The sequence below is a fragment of the Flavobacterium odoriferum genome (assembly GCF_025499515.1).
In the GTDB taxonomy this organism is placed as follows: domain Bacteria; phylum Bacteroidota; class Bacteroidia; order Flavobacteriales; family Flavobacteriaceae; genus Flavobacterium; species Flavobacterium odoriferum.
On sequence record NZ_JAMKFA010000005.1, the window covers coordinates 163682 to 184185 of the forward strand.

A 20504-nucleotide genomic window follows, 5' to 3' on the forward strand; every position below is an offset into this window, starting at 1 on the left:
TTATTGTTTGTTATATCCTGAAGTTGGGATTTCGATTTCATATTTTTTACCAGAAGTATTTGTTAATTTTTTATCTCTTAACCATGGGTTGTGAATTTTTAAAATCTTATAGTTCACCCCTTGTGATTTTGCAAATTTAGCCAAATCGGTAATACTACTGTCGATTACTAATTTACGTGTTGGAATATTGTAATATAATGCTTCATTTGGAATTCTAAATCCGTATTTATCTGAATTTTTCATGATTTCTTTCAGAGCTAAAATTCGGAAAACATAACGCGAAGTTTCTTCTGTAAGCAATAAATCATAGTAATTATCTACTTGTTGCTCTTCCATTTTTTTACTGATTCCGTTCATTCCTCCATTATATGAAGCGGCAGCTAGCGTCCATGAACCGAATTTTTCTTTCGCTACTAATAAATATTTGCAAGCCGCTTCAGTTGATTTTTCTAAATGATAACGTTCGTCTACCTCATCGCTCACTTCCATTCCTTTTTCTTTGGCTGTTGCAGGCATAAATTGCCAAACACCTCTTGCTCCAGCGGGTGAAACAGCATTTACCAAACTACTTTCAATTACTGCCAAGTATTTAAAATCATCAGGAACTCCATATTTTGCTAAAATAGGCTCAATAATAGGAAAAACTTTATTCGCACGTTTGATTACCAAAGTGGTATTCGTATGATAATTCATATTGGTAATCATTTCTTTATCTAAACGCTCCTGAACATCCGCCATAAATGTTGGCACTTCCTCTCCAGAAAAATCCATTTTCAAATTATATCCAACAGGAGAAAATTTTGCTTTCTCTGAAACTACTCCATAAATAAGAAAACTTGCCAATACAGCAACCATTCCTATAATTACTATCTTCTTCGTCATATACTTTTTCATTCTTTTTCGTTTAGAATTAATTTGGGTAAATTTTCATTCAACCACTTAAATTTATTAATAATCATTATGTGTGTTCCTCCTTTAATCACAATACAATTTTGAATGTGTTTTATTGGAAAAACTTCATCGGCATCACCATGAATGTGAATTACATTTTCATCAGCCTTTTTTTGCGTCCAAATCAGTGTGTTTTCTATAGCCCAATCTAAATATTTTTTATCTCTTACCGACAAATATTTTTCATAAAGTTTTAATCTTTTTGCAACAATATTGTTTCCGAAAGCGTATTTCACTAACAATTCTACATTCGACAGCAATTGTGTTGGTAATAATTTATAGGCTTTTGTTGCTCTTGCAATTTTTAATCTTGGCGGAAATTCGGTATTTGATTTTACGCTCGAAATGATAATTACTTTCTGCGTTTTAATATGCTTTGCCATTTCTTGTACCAAAATTCCTCCAAAAGAAACTCCCACTAAAACCGGGTTTTCATCTTGAATTTTCTCGGTCATTCGAAGCGCGTAACTTTCGATACTTTCTTTATCATTAGGCAAAAACCATTCCAAAAAATGCATTTCAAATTGGTCTTCTGGTAATTTTATGTTTTCGAAAATTGTAGGACTTGCCGCCAAACCTGGCATGAAATAAACTGGAACCTTACTCATTACCATTATATTAAAAAAGTTTCGTAAATTTGCACTCTAATTGAAGTTATCATGGAAATCAAAGATAATGAACTTTTAAGACAATTTGAAATTATTACGGAAACTGGTTTGGTTGCAATTGAGTACTCTGTACAAGAACGCAAACTTTTTTTAACCAAATTTTGTAATAACAATAATGAAGATGAAGAGTTGCATCATGAATTTATTAAAACCGTACTAGAACTAGCTGAAGAACGAAAACTAAAAGTGGTGCCAACGCACGCAAAGTTCATAAGTTTCTTTAGAAAAAATAGAAAATATCGAGAGCTTTTGCCTCCAGGATTAATGATTTAATCCTAAAAAAAATCCCAAGTCTATTCAACTTGGGATTTTTTTATGCTTCTACGTTTATGAATTCCATTCTTACACTTCCGTCTTCATCTATTTTGGTTAGATTAATTTCGTGTAATGTATTCACTAATTCTGGATTCCAAGGTGTTTTTACTTTTACGTAATTTTCGGTAAAACCATGAATATAGCCTTCTTTATTTTCGCTTTCAAATAAAACCGTTCTGTTACTTCCAATTTGACTTTCGTAAAACGCTCTTCTTTTCTTAACTGAAAGTCCGCGTAACATTTTACTTCTTTTTGAACGTACATTAGCTGGTACTACTCCATCCATATCAACCGCTTCTGTATTATCTCTTTCCGAATAGGTAAAAACGTGTAAATACGAAATATCTAAATCATTCAAAAAATGATACGTTTCTAAGAAATGCTCGTCTGTTTCGCCTGGAAATCCTACAATAACATCCACTCCAATACAAGCATGAGGCATTACTTCGCGAATTTTTGCAACACGTTCTGTATACAATTCACGCATGTAACGACGTTTCATTTTCTTCAAAATATCATTTGAACCCGATTGTAATGGAATATGAAAATGCGGAACAAATGTTCGACTTTGTGACACAAATTCAATCGTTTCGTTTTTCAATAAATTAGGTTCGATGGAAGAAATTCGTAAACGCTCGATACCTTCAACTTCATCTAATGCTTTTACTAAATCTAAAAAAGTGTGTTCGTGTTTTTTATTTCCGAATTCCCCTTTTCCGTAATCACCAATATTTACACCGGTTAACACAATTTCTTTTATGCCTTGTTGTGAAATTTCGGAAGCATTTTTCAATACATTTTCTAATGCATCACTTCTAGAAATTCCTCTTGCTAATGGAATTGTACAATAGGTACATTTATAATCACAACCATCTTGTACTTTTAAGAAAGCACGAGTTCTGTCGCCAATCGAATAACTTCCTACATAAAAATCAGCTTCTTCAATTTCGCATGAATGTACTTCACCCATGTCGTTTTTCGACAAGTCATTAATATAATCAGTGATTTTGAATTTTTCTGTCGCTCCTAAAACCAAATCTACGCCATCAACTGCGGCTAATTCTTCTGGTTTTAATTGGGCATAACAACCAACAGCAGCGACAAACGCTTTATCATTAAGCTTCATTGCTTTTTTAACAATTTGCTTGAATTGTTTATCGGCATTATCAGTAACCGAACACGTATTAATTACATAAATATCTGCAATTTCTTCAAAATCAACACGTTCAAAACCTTCATTTTGAAAATCACGTGCAATTGTAGACGTTTCTGAGAAGTTCAATTTGCATCCTAAAGTGTAGAACGCGACTTTTTTCTTGTTTTCCATAAGTAAAACTCAATTAATGAAATCGTTGTCAAAAAATTGAGAGTGCAAAGATAGTTAAATTTGAAAATTATTTCATTTGAAAATTTGAAAATGTAATTAGAGTCAAAGTAATATTCAAATCCATACATCTTCAAATTTTCAAATTAGATTACTCTTTTCGATATTTCTTCGTTTCCTCAAAAACGTGTTCTAAAATTTTAGCGTCTTGTTCTGTGAATTCTACATGACGGCGACTCATTACAATTTTAGCGGTTTCGAATGCTTTTTTAGTGATGTAAATTGTAAATCCAGAAGCTCCACCCCATGAGAAACTTGGTACAAAATTTCTTGGAAATCCAGATCCAAAAATATTCGTTGAAACTCCAACCACTGTTCCTGTATTGAACATCGTATTGATACCACACTTACTGTGATCTCCCATCATTAAACCGCAGAATTGCAAACCTGTGCGTGCAAAACCTTCGGTTTCATAGCTCCACAAGCGCACTTCTTCGTAGTTGTTTTTTAAGTTAGAATTATTCGAATCGGCACCAATGTTACACCATTCACCTAAAACAGAATTCCCTAAAAATCCATCATGTCCTTTATTAGAATACCCGAATAAAACTGAATTATTCACTTCGCCACCAATACGACAATGAGGTCCAACAGTTGTTGCTCCGTACACTTTTGTTGCTAATTTCACTTGCGCTTCTTCACATAATGCAAATGGTCCACGAATAACAGAACCTTCCATGATTTCTGCATTTTTTCCAATGTAAATTGGACCTGTTGAAGCGTTTAACGTTACGAATTCTAACTTCGCTCCTTCTTCAATAAAAATGTTTTCAGGCGCAATTACGTTGACGCTTTTTGGAATGGGTTGAGAAAATCTATCTTCTGTAAGTAGCTCAAAATCTTCTCGAATAGCTGCATCATTCTTCGCAAAAATGTCCCAAGTATTTTCAATTCTTAAAACATCACCTTCGTATTCAATTAGTTCATATTCATCAAAATCGATATCTTCTTGCGTATCATTGGTGTGAAAAGCGATAATTTCTTCTCCAAAAAGAATCGCTTCTTTAGCATTCAAATTTTGAACCATATCGATTAAAATCGGATTTGGTAAAAACGAAGCGTTAATCATAATGTTTTCTTCCATTTCCACCATTGGATATTTCTCCATCAAGTATTCTTCGGTAAGCGTTGTGGTGGTATATCCTAAATATTTTTCCCACTTTTCTCGAATTGTTAAAATTCCGATACGAATATCAGCAACTGGACGAGTAAAAGTAAAAGGAAGTAAAGCATTGCGAACGGTTCCGTCAAAAAGTATATAGTTCATTATGTTGAATTGTTAAAGTGATGAATTGTTTAAAACAATACTCAAAAGTAGGAAGATTTAGGCAATAAAAAAAGCCTCACCTAAGTGAAGCTTTTCTCTATTTTGAAAAAGCGAAAAATTATTTAGCTTTTTTAGCGTATTTACTGTTGAACTTATCGATACGACCTGCTGTATCAATAAGTTTAGATTTACCTGTGTAAAAAGGGTGAGACGTTCTAGAAATCTCCATTTTGAAAACTGGATACTCAACACCTTCGTGAGTAATAGTTTCTTTAGTTTCTACTGTAGATTTAGTGATAAAAACATCTTCATTTGACATGTCTTTAAATGCAACTAATCTGTAATTTTCTGGGTGAATACCTTTTTTCATTTTGTAAATCTTTTTATTAAGCGATTATAACTTGTTTCGCGGCTCTACATTAAAAGAGGTGTAAACATTTTATAACCTTTTGGTTTATAAACTTTTTATTTCAGAGTGCAAAATTACATTTATTTTTTAATCTAACAATCTTTATGTAACTTTTTTTTATTTTTTATCACTCATATAGAACGATTAGAATTCTTATATTTGTAAATTAATTAAACCTATTATGACAGAAACACTATCTCCAGGCAAATCGGCAATGAATTATGCTATTACTTTTGGTATCATAATGATATTAGAATTTGTAATAATGTATGTTTTAGATATTAATCCCCAAGAATCACCAATTGTCGGTGCGGTTATTAATATTCTTAATTATTTGGTTTTACCATTCCTGTTTATTTATTTAGCTGCAAACCATTACAAAACAAAAATAAACCATGGCTTCATTTCATTAGGTGAAACCATAAAAATTGGACTTACAATAAGCGCTCTTGCAGCTTTGATGTATGGTGTTTTTTACTTAATATTTGATTTTATTTTTCCAGAATTTAAAGATGAATTATTAAATCAAATTCAAGAAATTACAGTTAAACAAAATCCAACAATGACTTCGGAGCAGTTAAAAATGTCGATGAAATTTGTCAAAATGTTTATGAATCCATATGTTGTTGTTCCTTTTACAATTATAATGTATTGTGTTATTGGATTAATTCATTCATTAATTGTTGGAGTTATTGTAAAAAAAGACAAACCTGTATTCTAAATAAATGAATTTATCTATAGTTATCCCATTATTAAACGAACAAGAATCGTTACCCGAGTTACACAATTGGATTGTGAAAGTGATGCAAACGCACAACTATTCATACGAAATCCTATTTATTGATGACGGTAGTACAGATGCTTCTTGGGATGTTATTTCACAGCTTTCAAATGAAAATCCGAATGTAAAAGGAATCCGTTTTCTTAGAAATTACGGAAAATCGCAAGCATTACACGCAGGTTTTGCTAAAGCGCAAGGCGATGTAGTTATTACCATGGATGCCGATTTACAAGATAGTCCAGATGAAATTCCAGAATTATTCCGTTTAATTACTGAAGATAATTATGATTTGATTTCAGGTTGGAAGAAAAAACGTTACGATTCTGTTGTGGCGAAAAATATTCCATCTAAATTATTCAATTGGGCTGCTCGAAAAACATCTGGTGTTCATTTGAATGATTTCAATTGCGGATTAAAAGCCTATAAGAATATTGTTATTAAAAACATAGAAGTTTCGGGAGAAATGCACCGTTACATTCCTGTTTTAGCGAAAAATGCTGGTTTTGGAAAAATAGGTGAAAAAGTCGTAATTCATCAAGCTAGAAAATACGGAAATTCTAAATTTGGAATGAGTCGTTTTATTAATGGATTTTTGGATTTAATTACGATTTGGTTTTTATCAACCTTCGGGAAAAGACCAATGCACCTTTTTGGATTATTAGGTTCTATTATGTTTGTGATTGGATTTTTATTTGCTTTCTATTTAGGAATCGATAAATTATTCATCAACACTTCAGGAAGATTAATCACCGAAAGACCGCAATTTTATTTGTCGTTAACCGCAATGTTAATTGGAACACAATTATTCTTAGCCGGATTTTTAGGTGAAATCATCCTACGAACCAAAAACAACGAAGAACGTTATAAGATTTCAGAAGTATTATAATATATGAGAAAACAATAGTTCTCTCAAAACATACAGATTATGCATATCGAACAAAGTATTTTAAACAAAGTAAACGAGTGGTTAACACCAACATTTGACGAAGCAACTCAGGAAGCAATCAAAGAAATGATGACTTCGGCTCCAAAAGAGTTAGAAGAAAGTTTCTATAAAAATTTAGAGTTTGGAACCGGCGGAATGCGCGGTGTTATGGGTGTTGGAACCAATCGTATCAACAAATATACATTAGGTAAAAACACGCAAGGTTTATCGGATTATTTACATAAATCGTTTCCAAATGAGCAATTAAAAGTAGCCATTGCTTATGATTGTCGTCATAACAGTAATACATTGGCTAAAGTAGTAGCTGATGTGTTTTCGGCTAACGGAATTAAAGTGTATTTGTTTTCGGATATGCGCCCAACTCCTGAGTTATCATTTGCAGTTCGTTATTTGAATTGCCATGCAGGAATTGTGTTAACAGCTTCTCACAATCCACCAGAATACAACGGATACAAAGTATATTGGCAAGATGGCGGACAATTAGTTCCACCTCAAGATGCCGAAATTATTAAGGTAATCGAAGATTTAAAATACAGCGAAATTAAATTCGAGGCCAACAACGATTTAATTGAATATATAGATACTGAAGTTGACGAAGCTTTCGCAAAATCAACCGTTGAAAACGCAAGTTTTAACACACCCGCAGAAGCAAAAGCGAATTTAAAAATCGTTTATACTTCTTTACACGGAACATCGATTAAATCGATTCCGAGTGTTTTGGCAAAAGCTGGTTATACCGATGTAAATATTGTTCCAGAACAGGCAGAACCAAATGGTGATTTCCCAACCGTAATTTCTCCAAATCCAGAAGAACCAGAAGCGTTGTCAATGGCAATTGCTTTGGCAGAAAAAACTGGAGCTGACATTGTTGTAGGAACTGACCCAGATTCTGACCGTTTAGGTGTTGCTGTTCGTGATTTAGATGGAAAGATCAAACTATTGAATGGAAACCAAACGATGGTTATCATGACGGCTTTCCTTTTAGAACAATGGAAACGCGCCGATAAATTTAAAGGAAATGAATTCATTGGTTCAACTATTGTTTCTACTCCAATGATGTTGGAATTAGCAGCTGCTTACGATGTAGAATGCAAAGTAGGATTAACAGGTTTCAAATGGATTGCAAAATTCATTAAAGATTTCCCAAATCAGAAATTTGTTGGTGGTGGTGAAGAAAGTTTTGGTTTCATGGTTGGCGATGCCGTTCGCGATAAAGATGCCGTTGCCGCTATCTTATTAGTGAGTGAAATTGCTGCACAAGCAAAAGCTTCAGGAAGTTCGTTATATCAAGAATTATTGAATTTATATATTGATTTTGGCTTCTATAAAGAACATTTAATTTCGATTACCAAAAAAGGAATTGAAGGTGCCAACGAAATCAAACAAATGATGATAGATTTACGTGAAAATCCATTGAAAGAAATCAACGGACAACGTGTAATTTGCATTGAAGATTATCAAGCTTCTAAAGGAAAAGACTTCATGAATAATGAAGAATTTGAAATCAACATCCCAAAATCGAACGTATTAATTTACTATTTGGAAGACGGAAGTAAAATCTGCGCTAGACCAAGCGGAACCGAACCAAAAATCAAATTCTATTTCAGCGTAAATGGAGTTTTAGATACCATTGAAAACGCAGATTCATTAGAAAAAGAATTAGATAACAAAATTGCTGGCATTATTTCGGCAATGAAATTAAACTAAATGGACGAAAATTTAAAGAAAATAATTCCGTTTGCAAAAAAATTCAAAAGCCACATTTTTTGGAATGTGTTTTTTAATGTTTTATACGCCTTATTCAGCACACTTTCGTTTGTAGCACTTTTTCCATTAATGGAAGTTTTGTTTAAAATGAATGAAGCTGTTACAGAATTACCTAAATATAATGGAATTTGGGAATTGGGTTCATATGGAAAACAATATCTACAATTTTACATTACAAAATTATCTGCGGAAAACGGACCACAATATGCACTATTACTTACCGTTGCATTAGTAATTTCAACATTTTTATTCAAAAACATTTTTAACTATTTTGCATCGCAACATTTAACAAAAGTAAAAAACGGAGTACTTCGTGATTTACGTGAAAAAATGTATGATAAAATCATTTCTTTACCTATTTCTTATTATTCTGAAAAAAGAAAAGGTGATGTTATGGCAAGAATGTTAGGTGATGTTAATGAAGTGCAAAATTCGTTTTTTATGGTTTTAGAACTTATTGTAAAAGAACCATTAACTATTGTTTTTGCCATTATCGCAATGATGAGAATAAGTCTCGAATTAACACTTTTTGTATTTATTTTTATCCCTATTTCGGGATTTATAATTTCAAAAATTGGTAAAAGTTTAAAATCGAAATCACAAAATGCTCAAAAAGAAAATGGCTTTTTAATTTCGATTGTAGAAGAAAGTTTAGGTGGATTAAAAGTGGTAAAAAGTTATAATTCAGAAGGCTATTTCAAAACTATTTTCAATGATTCAATTGATAGATTACTTCGTTTGAATAATAGTATAGGAAAGAAAAATAATTTAGCATCTCCAATGAGTGAATTCATGGGAATTGTAACAATTGCAGTACTTTTGTGGTATGGTGGAAACTTAGTTTTAATAGACAAAACATTAAATGGCGCTTTATTTATTGTTTATCTTGGATTAGCTTACAACATTTTAACTCCTGCAAAAGCAATCTCTAAAGCATCTTACGCAGTAAAAAATGGTTTAGCTGCTGCAGAACGTGTATTCGAAATTTTAGAAGTTGAAAATACCATTACTGATAAAGAAAATGCAATTGTAAAAGAATCTTTCAACGAAAAAATCAGCATTGAAAACATCAACTTTAGATATGCTGATGAAAATGTATTGAAAAACTTCTCTTTGGAAATTCCGAAAGGAAAAACGGTGGCATTGGTTGGGCAATCAGGCTCTGGAAAAAGTACGATTGCGAATTTATTGACACGTTTTTATGATGTGCAAGAAGGAACCGTAAAAATAGATGGTATCGATATTAAAGATATGACTTTACATTCGCTTCGAGATTTAATGGGATTGGTTACACAAGATTCGATTTTATTTAACGATTCGATTAAAAACAATATTCGTTTAGGAAAACAAGATGCGACAGATGAGGAAATTATTGCGGCTTTAAAAGTAGCAAATGCCTACGAATTCGTTTCTGCTTTACCTAACGGAATTGAAACCAACATTGGTGATGCGGGTGGAAAACTTTCGGGCGGACAAAAACAACGTTTATCGATTGCGAGAGCCGTTTTGAAAAATCCACCGATTATGATTTTGGATGAAGCAACTTCAGCTTTAGATACCGAAAGTGAAAAGTTTGTTCAAGTGGCATTAGAAAATATGATGCAAAATAGAACTTCGATAGTGATTGCGCACCGTTTATCAACCATTCAAAAAGCAGATAAAATTGTGGTGATGCACAAAGGCGAAATCGTGGAACAAGGAACGCATGACGAATTATTAGCTTTAAACAGAACGTATTCTAAGTTGGTGATGATGCAGAGTTTCGAGTAAATTAGTACGCTGATGAAACTGATTCGCTAAAGCGAAACGCTGATTTAAACAGATTTTTAAATTTTAAACATATAAGTCACATAAGTTTTTGAAGTTAAGTATCTTTATGGATTAAGTTCATTTAAGTCTTACACAAACTTATCATTCCGACAGGAATCTATTTTATAATTGAATTTTGAACTTGAATTTTGAACTTGAAAAATGTACATAAACAGCTCAAATATTACGTTACCCGAAGACAATGATACTATTGTTTGGAAATATTTGGACTTGTCTAAATTTTTAGACATGTTGATGTCGCGTCAGTTATTTATGTCACGCTCTGATAAGTTTGAAGACCAATATGAAGGCACATTTTCAGAACCCACTTTTGAAGAAATCAAGAAAATTGCAGCAAATAACCCAAAGTTTTTAGACAATTATAAATCGCATCGTGAAAAAGTAGTGGTTAGTAGTTGGCACATTAACGAATATGAATCGTTTGCCATGTGGCAGATTTTCACTCAAAATACGGAAGGTTTAGCCATTCAAACTACTATTGGCAGATTAAAAGAAGCCTTACTTCCTGAGAAAAAAACGGAGCAATACATTGGAGCCGTAAATTATATCGATTACAAAAAAGAATTTATTCCTTTTGATGATACGTTTTTCCCGTTTTTATTTAAACGAAAAAGTTTTCAGTACGAAAGAGAAATTCGCATTATCTCTGACGTTTCCAACACCAATTTAAAAATCGACAACGGGTTAAAAGTAGATGTAAACCTAAACCAATTGATTGAAAAAATCTACATTCACCCAAAAAGTGAAAACTGGTATAAAAATTTGGTAATTGAATTGGTTTCTAAACTAGGATTTGATTTCGAAATTGAAAAATCGGATTTAGAAAGTGATATTTTGATTTAGAGGTTGAACGCAGATGAAAAGGATGCTTTGCAACGCGGATTGAAACTGATTTTATTTTTTAATTTCTATTATTTTAATGTCGTCCCTACGGGACTTTTTCTCACCTATCACTTATTGTTACCAAAATATCGTTCCTACGGAACTAACAAGTCTATGCTAAAAAATTATTGCAATTTGAATAAATGCCGTTAGGCATGTAATATTGGTAACAAAAGAAATCAACAGAAACTAAAATCCCGTAGGGATGATATATACTAATTCGGAGTATACACTTCCACTTTCCACTCGTTTGCTAACAAGTTTACATAGTGATAATGTACTTTATCATTTTTATCAAAAGCACCGTTTTTGTTGATGTCTTCGATACATCTAAAGTATAAACGGTTCTGTGCTTCAATAATATTCCAATCGACTAATTCTTGAAATTCTTCTGAAAGTTTTGTGAAATTTTCGCCACTTGCCGTACTCAAATACAATGATTTAATGTCGTTTTGGTTGATTTTTCCATCTTTATTGGTATCCGCATCAACCAATGTGTAAGCAATAATTTGCTTCTTGGTTTTTGAAGCAATTCCGTCTAAAAAAGTAGCAGTTTGAATTTGAATTTTTTTATCGGTTAAAGGTTTTACATTCGTAGAATCAATATGTTGGAAATTTAAATTATCAAAATATCCTGTAATTTCAAATCGATTATAATTTGAAATTGCATAGCTCACTTGGTTTGTTTTACTACTTCCATATGCTCTACTATCAGTATCATACACACGAATATCGCCAACAGGATGAATCAAATATTGTGTTTCTTCCATCAAAATAGGCAAATCGGCAACTTTAAAAGACGCGGTATCTTTAGCAGTAGTTCCCACTTTAGATTTACCATCTTCGTAAATTACTTTTGGCGTTTCCTTTTCTTGCTTGCAACTGATAAGTGCGGTTAGCAAAACTATTGATGTGATAATGCGTTTCATGGAAAAGTATTTATAGTCAAATATACTAAAAAACATTGATTACAGCCTTGCAACCAATTTAATATTAAAAACTCGAGTAGTCATGTAATTTGGAATTCCGTATTGCGATTTGGTATACACATCTCGCACCCAAGTATTCGTAATGGCATTTTGATTGTTGAATAAATTGAAAATTTCTAATCCCAATGAAAATTCATTAAACGGTTTTAACCAAACTTTACTTGATTTGATTTTTTCATCTTTAAACACAAAAGAGAATCCAACATCGGCTCTGCGGTAATCATTCAAACGTAATTGATAAGCGTATGGGTCAGCATAAGCAGGTGAACCACCTGGCAATCCGGTGTTGTAAACTAAATTCAGATACAATCTCAAATTTGGAATATTTGGCATATAATCTTGAAACAAAACGCCAAATTTTAATCGTTGATCGGTTGGACGAGCAATAAAACCTTTTCCATCTTGATTTTCTTCGGTTTTTAAATAACCAAAAGTAAACCACGATTCTGTTCCTGGTACAAATTCTCCGTTTAAACGAGCATCAAACCCATAAGCATAAGCTTCGGCATCGTTGTTGGCTCTGTAACGAATACGAACGTTATCAATTGTATACGTATTTACATCGGTAATATTTTTATAATACGCTTCGGAAACCAATTTAAACGGTCGCTTCCACATTTTAAAACTATAATCATTGCTCAAAACTACATGAACCGATTGCTGTGCTTTTACATTAGTTTGCACTACACCATCATAATCTCGTAATTCTCTATAAAACGGCGGTTGATGATATAATCCTCCTGATAATCGGAACAACATATCTTTATCCCAATTAGGTTTAAAAGCAAACTGAACTCTTGGTGAAAATGTTATTTGGCTATCCCCTTTAGGTCTTCCATCGGCATCCACTTGCCATTGATGTGCACGAATTCCAGCATTTACCCAATAGTCATGATCGCCAATATTTCCTCTGTAATTCCATTGTGCATAACCTGACAATCGATTGATTTTAGTATAATTAGTTGCTCTTACATTCTGATAAGGTGCTAATGGTCCAACATACGGATTGTAAGGCTGATCATTTTGATAATCTAAAATAGGATTAGGTAAGGAAAACCCAGCTGAGTCAATTACTTCCCATTCTACAATTCTATCACGAATATCTTCTTTAGTGAATTTTGCACCCCATTCAAATTGTGATTTTTCGTTTAGTTCATGAAAACCTTTTACTTCGGCATTTACGATTAAAGCATCTAAATCGTTACGCGCGTGATTTAATTGTGATCCAATTCCACGAGTAAAAACAACATCCCCAAACGTTTCAGAACCAATATTCGCATCCACTTCACCCAAACGATATTGTGCTAAAATATCATAATATTCTTGCTCTTGCGTGTGATATCCTGAAAGGATGAATTTTAATTTATTTTTTTCGTTGTATTGATAAACGGCTTTTCCGGCACCAAAAAACGTTAGGTATTTATCTTTTTCTTGTCCTTCATAAAATACTAACAATGCAATTGGTTCATCGATAGTTCCAAAATTAGTTTGACGCGTTAAAGGTTCGTAGTTATATCGATTTTGCGAAATATTACCTAAAAAACTAAAATTCCATTTGGTTGAAGCATTGAAATTCAACAAGGTTTGAACATCAAAAAATGTGGGTCTAAAATTAGTTTCAGTTTCCTGACTATTTACTAAAAGACTATTATCTCTATATCGAACACCTGTGATATTAGTCCATTTTTGATTTTTGGAAACGCCTTCAAGGGTAAGGCTTCCTCCTAATAAACTAGCTTCTAAACTCGCACCAAAACGTTTTGGATTTCGGTAGGTAATATCTAAAACCGAAGACAATTTATCGCCATATTTCGACTGAAATCCTCCTGCAGAAAAATCCACATTTTGAACCATATCAGTATTCGTAAAACTCAAACCTTCTTGTTGACCAGAACGAATTAAAAACGGACGATAAACTTCAATTTCGTTGACATATACTAAATTTTCATCGTAATTTCCACCACGAACCGCATAAGAAGTACTCAATTCGTTATTGGAATAAACACCCGGAAGCGTTTTGATAATATTTTCGATTCCCGCATTAGCTCCAGGAATTTTTCTAATGACTACAGGGTCAATTGTGGTAACACCTTCGATTCGTTTTTTATTGTTCCCAACCAAAACCACTTCTCCAATTTCTTCAACTTTTGAATTTAAAACAGGATTTAATTCATAATCTTCATTTGGTTTTAATTCTAAAACAAGTTTATAATTCTTAAATGATACATGTGAAAAAACAAGCGTTACTTTTTTATTGGCTGGAATTTCTAACTGATAAAATCCGTTGGAATTTGTAACAGTTCCCAAATCTTCTGCTGAAATACTTACATTTTCAACAGGATTATTATTTTCGTCCAAAATAACACCTTTAACACGGGCTTTTTGGGCAACAGCAACTACAGATACTAAACTAAAAACTAAAAATAGAACTATATTTTTCAAATGAATGCGTTTTAATTATTTTAAAAAGTAAGATTCAAAGGTAGTTGAATTTTGTAAATTATCGGTAACAACAATCTTTAAATCGTTTCTACCTTCAACGTAAATTTTATCATCTAAATTGTGTGTGAGCTTTTTTGTTTTGTAATCATACTCCATTAAAATCCATTTTCCGTTCAAATAACCATTATAGGTATCAATATCGGAATGTAAATCGGTTACAGAAACACTAATCGTTTTTTGGTCTGTAAGTTTTTTTCCTTCAACAAAATTTACATTATAAATTCTTGGTGGTGTAGTGTCTTGTGCTAATTTATATTTCCCTAATGATTTTGTTTTTACTGAAAAACTATTGCCTTTTCGATAGGTTTTGTTGTAATCTAATTTATATCCATCAAGCGTTGCAATATATGTCTTACTTAATTGCTCTTCGGTTAAACCTACAACATCGTTAAATGTAAGTGTGATGTTTTTATGTACTGGAACACTATCATCGTGTAGCGTTACAATATCATTACTTACATCAAAATTCATATAAAAATTATTGTAAAAAGCATTTTCGGGCACATAAACGGAAACATTATTTTTTTCGAAAATAGATTCTGTTTTGGCTTTTATGTAGTATGGCGTTTTTTGAACTGTTTTTGCAATTTTGGTTTCTTGTAAAGCAAATTCAATTGGAATAACCAAATCGACTTTGTTTCCGTGAAAATCATATAATTCAACTTTATAATTGTAATTTGTATTGGGTTGTACTTTTATAATTCCATCTTTTTTATTTCCTGAAACCACCGAAAGAGGATATTCGTTCAATTGAAATAATTTTTGAACACGTTGACCCATTTCGTGAAAACGTTCATAATCAATAAAATTATTGATGTAACGCGATTCATCAAAAGCAAAAGAATCAAAACCATATTGGTACTGCAAAACACCATTTAAATAAGCTTTTACTTTGTATAATCCGTTTTTATTGTAACCATTTGTACAAAAATCGTAGGCATTAATTCCAAAAGCGACTTTTCCGTTGGTTTTTACTTTTACGCTTAAATAACTTCCATCAGCTTGTTTAGAAAACGAAATATTGATTGGTTTTTGCGAATTATTTACAATTGTAGAATCAATAGGATATGCTAGGACACCTTGAATTACAGGTTTTCTTTCATCTTTAATTATTTTTTTAAAACCAAAATGCATCGGATTTATTATTTGTTCAGATTTTGTATCTCTGAATTCAAAATGTAAATGTGGACCTCCGCTACCGCCAGTATTTCCAGAATAAGCAATGATATCTCCTTTTTTTACAGGCAATTCTGTTGGATACAAATACATTTCAATTTCATAAGATCTCTCTTGATAATGTCTTTTTCTTATGTAATCCTGAATTGCACCATTGGCTTTTTGCAAATGACCATAAACCGAAGTATAACCATTTGGATGCGTAATATAAATTGCTTTTCCGTAGCCAAAAGTTGAAATTTTAATACGTGAAATATAACCATCCGCTGCAGCATAAACTGGTAAACCTTCTTTTCCTGAAGTTTTAAAATCCAATCCCGAATGAAAATGATTACTGCGCAATTCGCCAAAAGAACCCGATAAATCTAACGGAATTCCTAATGGAGATTGAAAGGTTTCTTGTGGATAATCTTGACTAAAAAGAAATAAAGGGGCGAGTAAAATGGCTAATAATAATTTCATAGTGCTTTTGTTTATTGCTAAAATAATAAAAAATATTGAGTTAAAGTGAACAAAAATCATACCTCAAATAAATGCTTAACAACCAAATACTTACAAATAATAAAAATTTAATCACAAAATTTAGTAAAAACTATTGCTAATTTTGATTACTAATGTTAACTTTGTGAAATATTGAAATGAATTGTATCGTTAATGAACGGATTATCTGAATTAATTGATTCTCTCGAAGTTAAATTTTTTAAGCTTAACCAAAAATTGGTTCTGTTAGAAAAGAAAAACCAAGAGTTGCAAGACGAATTGTTGCTTTCTAAAAAAAATCAACAAGAGCAATCTGATGAAATTGTTTCGTTAAAAAATCAAATAGATACTCTAAAAATGGTTAATTCATTACTAGGCAGTGAAGAAAATAAACGAGAAACAAAACTCAAAATAAATTCATTAATTCGCGAAATTGATTATTGCATAGCGCAACTTTCTGATTAGAAAGCATTATGAGTGAAAAACTGAAAATAAAAATATCAATTGCAGACCGAGTGTATCCACTAACAGTAGATACAGCGCAAGAAGAAGGACTAAGAAGTGCTTCTAAAAAAATTGATGCTATGATTAAACAGTTTGAACAAAGCTACGCTGTAAGAGATAAGCAAGATGTTTTAGCCATGTGTGCTTTGCAATTTGCAGCACAAGTAGAGCAAAAACAAATCTCGGGTTCGCAGGATAATGAAACAGCTATAACCAGATTGCAAAATTTGGACAAAAAATTGAGTGAGTTACTCGCAAAATAAATACGTTCTTACAACATAAATACAATACTGCCTACATTAGTATATATTTGATAAACTCAACACTAACAAAATAAACGAGTGAATCTTTGCAACTATAACAGGCCCTTTAGTGGGAAGTTTGAACTGCAAGTTAACTCAAATCTTGTATAACAGAGTTTATACAAACACCTAATGTAGGCTTTTTTTATATAATTTTTTTACACACATCATGATACTAAACATAATAATAGGTATTTTAATCGGTCTTGCAGGAGGTTTTGGAATCGCTAAATTTTTAGAGAAAAGCAATGTTTCAAACCTTATTAAAAACGCAAAAAAAGAAGCAGGTTCAATCTTAAAAGACGCAAAAGCTGAAGCTGAAGCCACTAAAAAAGAGAAAATTTTACAAGCAAAAGAAAAGTTTTTAGAACTAAAAGCAGAACACGAACAAGTCATTTTAGCTAGAGATAAAAAAACAGCAGAAGCTGAAAAAAGAACAAGAGACAAAGAATCTCAAATTTCTAATGAATTAGCTAAAGCGAAAAAAGTAAATGACGAAGCGGAAGCCAAAATTGCTGAATATTCGACTAAAATTGAACTTTTAGACAAAAAACAACAAGAAATAGACAAACTTCACAAAAGTCAGGTAGAACAATTAGAAGTAATTTCTGGTTTATCAGCTGAGGAAGCTAAAGAACAATTGGTAGAAAGCTTAAAAGCAGAAGCCAAAACAAATGCTATGTCATTCATTCAAGATACAGTTGAAGAAGCAAAAATGACAGCACATCAAGAAGCTAAGAAAATAATCATTAGCACTATTCAACGTGTAGGTACTGAAGAAGCAGTAGAAAACTGTGTATCGGTATTTAACATTGAATCTGATGATGTAAAAGGTAGAATCATTGGTCGTGAAGGTCGTAACATTAGAGCTTTAGAAGCAGCAACTGGAGTTGAAATCATTGTTGATGACACACCAGAAGCTATTATCTTATCTTGTTTTGATCCAGTAAGAAGAGAAATCGCTCGTTTAGCATTACACAAATTAGTAACCGACGGACGTATTCACCCAGCTCGTATCGAAGAAGTTGTTGCAAAAACAGCAAAACAAATCGACGAGGAAATCATCGAAACTGGAAAACGTACGGTAATTGATTTAGGAATACACGGATTACACCCTGAATTAATCAAAGTAGTAGGTAGAATGAAATACCGTTCATCTTACGGACAAAACTTATTACAACACTCAAGAGAAGTTGCCAAGTTATGTGGTATTATGGCGGCAGAATTAGGATTAAACGTTAAATTAGCTAAAAGAGCTGGTTTATTACACGATATTGGAAAAGTACCAGATACAGAAAGTGAATTACCTCACGCAATCTTAGGTATGCAATGGGCTGAAAAATATGGTGAAAAAGAGGAAGTTTGTAATGCGATTGGAGCTCACCACGACGAAATTGAAATGAAATCATTGATTTCTCCAATTATCCAAGTTTGTGATGCTATTTCTGGAGCACGCCCTGGAGCAAGAAGACAAGTATTAGATTCTTACATACAACGTTTAAAAGATTTAGAAGATATTGCTTTTGGATTTGGTGGTGTTAAAAACGCCTATGCAATTCAGGCTGGTAGAGAATTACGTGTTATTGTAGAAAGTGAAAAAGTTTCTGATGAAGCTGCTTCAAACTTATCATTTGACATTTCTCAAAAAATTCAAACTGAAATGACATATCCTGGTCAAGTAAAAATTACAGTTATTCGAGAAACAAGAGCTGTAAATATTGCGAAATAAAATCTAAAAATATCATATATAAAAAGAGGCTTGTAAATTACAAGCCTCTTTTTATTTCTTAAAATATACTTTAAAAGTACTTCCAACATTTGGTTTGCTTTCCACTTCAATCTTCCCTCCCATAGTTTCAATTTGGTTTTTGGTGATATACAAACCAACTCCTCGAGAATCTTCATGTCCATGAAAAGTTTTATACAATCCAAAAATTGAACTACCATAGCGTTCCATGTCAATTCCTACACCATTATCAGATACATTCAATATTAAAAAATCTGTTGTATCAGTTACATTGAAAGAAATTAAAATATCTTTTTTATCATTGGAATATTTAATTGCATTAGTAACTAAATTCAGTAAAATACTTTCCAAATATGCCGGAATACAATTTACTTGAATTTTTTCATTTACATTATTTTCAATTATGATATTCTTATTGGTAATATCTTCATTCAAAATATAAAGCATTCTAGTAATATAATCTGACAATTGTGATGAAACAAATTCTTTATTAGTTTGTGTATGTACTTTTACTAAATCATTTAAATTTTCTATCGTTTCATTAAGTTCTTTAGACACAATATCAATATTCGTAATAGTTTCTTCGTGTGTAAAACTACTATTATGGTATAACTCTAAAAGCGATTTAATATTTCCAGCATGAGTACGCAAATTATGAGAAACAATATGTGCAAAATTTAGTAACTTATTGTTTTGCAAATTTACAATTTCAAGCATTTTTAACAATTCTTGCTCTTTCTCTTTCTGTGCCGAAATATCTGTATGAGTTCCTGCAATTCGCAAAGGTTTTCCATTTTCATCACGTTCAATTACTTTTCCTCTGTCTAATATCCACTTGTATTCACCATTGCACAATACACGATGACAAGTTTCGTAAAAAGGAATTTTGTTTTCAAAATGCAAATTAATATTCCCATAATATTCCTCACGATCATCTGGATGAACTCGATCATCCCATTCTTCTGGTGAAGCAACCAAATCAGATTCAGTTAACCCCAAAATTTTCATAGATTCCGAAGAATAGTACACTTTATTTGTTACCATATCCCAATCCCAAACACCTCTGTCTGATGCTTGAACTGCAAAATGATAACGTTCATCGGCAACTCTTAATTGAATTTCTTGTTCTTTAATTGTAGTAATATCAGACAACAAGCCATAAAAGATAGTATCATCATTTTCTGTGGCTTTTGGAGTAGCTTCAATTCGAATCCACTTATAGCTGCTATCAGGTAAGAGAAAACGAAAATCTACTTCCCATTTAGCTTTAGTTTCAACTGCAACATTAAAGGTTTCTTTAAAAACCTTTAAATCACTTTCATAAATTCTATACTTTGCAAACTTATATGAATCTTCTAAAATTTCTTCAATAGAAAATTGGTATAAAAATTCAACAGGCTTACTTATAAATTCCAAATGAACTTCCCTATTAGCAGTTACTCTAATTTGAAAAATTATATTTGGAAGTTGCTTTATTAAACTTTCGTATAATTTATTTAAATCTTCAGGCTTTTTGGATGTAAAAATCATGAATATGGGGATTTTTTTAAATATTTACCAGAAAAATAAATTTGGAGTTTACAAAAATACTGAAAACCAATGAT

The 20504-nt window shown here is 32.0% G+C and carries 18 protein-coding genes; 9 read left to right on the forward strand and 9 right to left on the reverse strand.

From position 1 onward, the window contains the following. Both M9Q43_RS05320 and M9Q43_RS05325 read right to left on the reverse strand, forming a co-directional pair. Positions 1-894, reverse strand: coding sequence for a lytic transglycosylase domain-containing protein (locus M9Q43_RS05320; protein ID WP_262317923.1), 894 nt, complete (start codon positions 892-894; stop codon positions 1-3). Then, the gene (locus M9Q43_RS05325) at positions 891-1559 is read right to left on the reverse strand and encodes an alpha/beta hydrolase (protein ID WP_262317924.1); all 669 of its coding nucleotides are present in this window, start codon (positions 1557-1559) and stop codon (positions 891-893) included. The genes M9Q43_RS05320 and M9Q43_RS05325 overlap by 4 nt, the downstream gene beginning before the upstream one ends. Positions 1560-1610: 51 nt before the next feature. Between M9Q43_RS05325 and M9Q43_RS05330 the strand changes: the two genes are divergently transcribed. Continuing rightward, complete coding sequence (locus M9Q43_RS05330) at positions 1611-1892, forward strand: GNAT family N-acetyltransferase (RefSeq protein ID WP_133610790.1); 282 nt, start codon at positions 1611-1613, stop codon at positions 1890-1892. Positions 1893-1932: 40 nt separating this feature from the next. Here M9Q43_RS05330 and mtaB read toward each other — a convergent pair whose 3' ends face one another. From mtaB to M9Q43_RS05345, 3 genes are all read right to left on the reverse strand, one after another. Next, positions 1933-3261, reverse strand: a complete 1329-nt coding sequence (mtaB, locus tag M9Q43_RS05335; protein WP_262317925.1) for a tRNA (N(6)-L-threonylcarbamoyladenosine(37)-C(2))-methylthiotransferase MtaB — start codon at positions 3259-3261, stop codon at positions 1933-1935. Between the two features lie 148 nt (positions 3262-3409). Further along, positions 3410-4585: a GlmU family protein gene (locus M9Q43_RS05340; protein ID WP_262317926.1), complete on the reverse strand. Its 1176-nt coding sequence runs from the start codon at positions 4583-4585 to the stop codon at positions 3410-3412. 118 nt (positions 4586-4703) lie between these two features. After that, positions 4704-4955 (reverse strand): type B 50S ribosomal protein L31, encoded by a 252-nt coding sequence (locus M9Q43_RS05345; RefSeq protein WP_026724762.1) that lies wholly within the window; start codon positions 4953-4955, stop codon positions 4704-4706. A gap of 220 nt (positions 4956-5175) precedes the next feature. On the opposite strand from M9Q43_RS05345, the gene M9Q43_RS05350 reads away from it, so the two are divergent. The 5 genes from M9Q43_RS05350 (at position 5176) to M9Q43_RS05370 (ending at position 11161) form a co-directional block, all read left to right on the forward strand. After that, complete coding sequence (locus M9Q43_RS05350; RefSeq protein ID WP_262317927.1) at positions 5176-5715, forward strand: DUF4199 domain-containing protein; 540 nt, start codon at positions 5176-5178, stop codon at positions 5713-5715. Between the two features lie 4 nt (positions 5716-5719). After that, a complete protein-coding gene (locus M9Q43_RS05355) occupies positions 5720-6661 on the forward strand; it encodes a glycosyltransferase family 2 protein (protein WP_262317928.1) in 942 nt (313 codons plus the stop codon). Between the two features lie 39 nt (positions 6662-6700). Next, positions 6701-8428, forward strand: coding sequence for a phospho-sugar mutase (locus M9Q43_RS05360; protein WP_262317929.1), 1728 nt, complete (start codon positions 6701-6703; stop codon positions 8426-8428). After that, complete coding sequence (locus tag M9Q43_RS05365; RefSeq protein ID WP_262317930.1) at positions 8429-10258, forward strand: ABC transporter ATP-binding protein; 1830 nt, start codon at positions 8429-8431, stop codon at positions 10256-10258. A gap of 201 nt (positions 10259-10459) precedes the next feature. After that, on the forward strand, positions 10460-11161 hold the full coding sequence (locus M9Q43_RS05370; RefSeq protein ID WP_262317931.1) for a hypothetical protein: 702 nt from the start codon (positions 10460-10462) through the stop codon (positions 11159-11161). Positions 11162-11415: 254 nt separating this feature from the next. Here the strand turns inward: M9Q43_RS05370 and M9Q43_RS05375 are convergent, their stop codons facing one another. Genes M9Q43_RS05375 through M9Q43_RS05385 form a run of 3 tightly spaced genes read right to left on the reverse strand, consistent with a single transcriptional unit; the run spans position 11416 to position 16329 of the window. Then, entirely contained in the window at positions 11416-12129 is a 714-nt protein-coding gene (locus tag M9Q43_RS05375; RefSeq protein WP_262317932.1) for a hypothetical protein, read from the reverse strand. A gap of 39 nt (positions 12130-12168) precedes the next feature. Continuing rightward, positions 12169-14637 carry a TonB-dependent receptor gene (locus tag M9Q43_RS05380; protein ID WP_262318013.1) on the reverse strand — a complete coding sequence of 823 codons (2469 nt, stop codon included), beginning with the start codon at positions 14635-14637 and terminating at the stop codon, positions 12169-12171. 9 nt (positions 14638-14646) lie between these two features. Next, positions 14647-16329 carry a M23 family metallopeptidase gene (locus tag M9Q43_RS05385; protein ID WP_262317933.1) on the reverse strand — a complete coding sequence of 561 codons (1683 nt, stop codon included), beginning with the start codon at positions 16327-16329 and terminating at the stop codon, positions 14647-14649. Between the two features lie 192 nt (positions 16330-16521). Here M9Q43_RS05385 and M9Q43_RS05390 point away from each other — a divergent pair, with 192 nt between their 5' ends. The 3 genes from M9Q43_RS05390 to rny all read left to right on the forward strand — a co-directional run bounded on the left by M9Q43_RS05390 (position 16522) and on the right by rny (position 18882). After that, entirely contained in the window at positions 16522-16812 is a 291-nt protein-coding gene (locus M9Q43_RS05390; RefSeq protein WP_262317934.1) for a hypothetical protein, read from the forward strand. An 8-nt stretch (positions 16813-16820) separates the two neighbouring features. Further along, positions 16821-17114 (forward strand): cell division protein ZapA, encoded by a 294-nt coding sequence (locus tag M9Q43_RS05395; protein ID WP_262317935.1) that lies wholly within the window; start codon positions 16821-16823, stop codon positions 17112-17114. 205 nt (positions 17115-17319) lie between these two features. Further along, positions 17320-18882: a ribonuclease Y gene (gene rny, locus M9Q43_RS05400; protein ID WP_262318014.1), complete on the forward strand. Its 1563-nt coding sequence runs from the start codon at positions 17320-17322 to the stop codon at positions 18880-18882. A 51-nt stretch (positions 18883-18933) separates the two neighbouring features. Here the strand turns inward: rny and M9Q43_RS05405 are convergent, their stop codons facing one another. Then, positions 18934-20430, reverse strand: coding sequence for a sensor histidine kinase (locus tag M9Q43_RS05405; RefSeq protein WP_262317936.1), 1497 nt, complete (start codon positions 20428-20430; stop codon positions 18934-18936). Between the last annotated feature and the right edge of the window lie 74 nt (positions 20431-20504).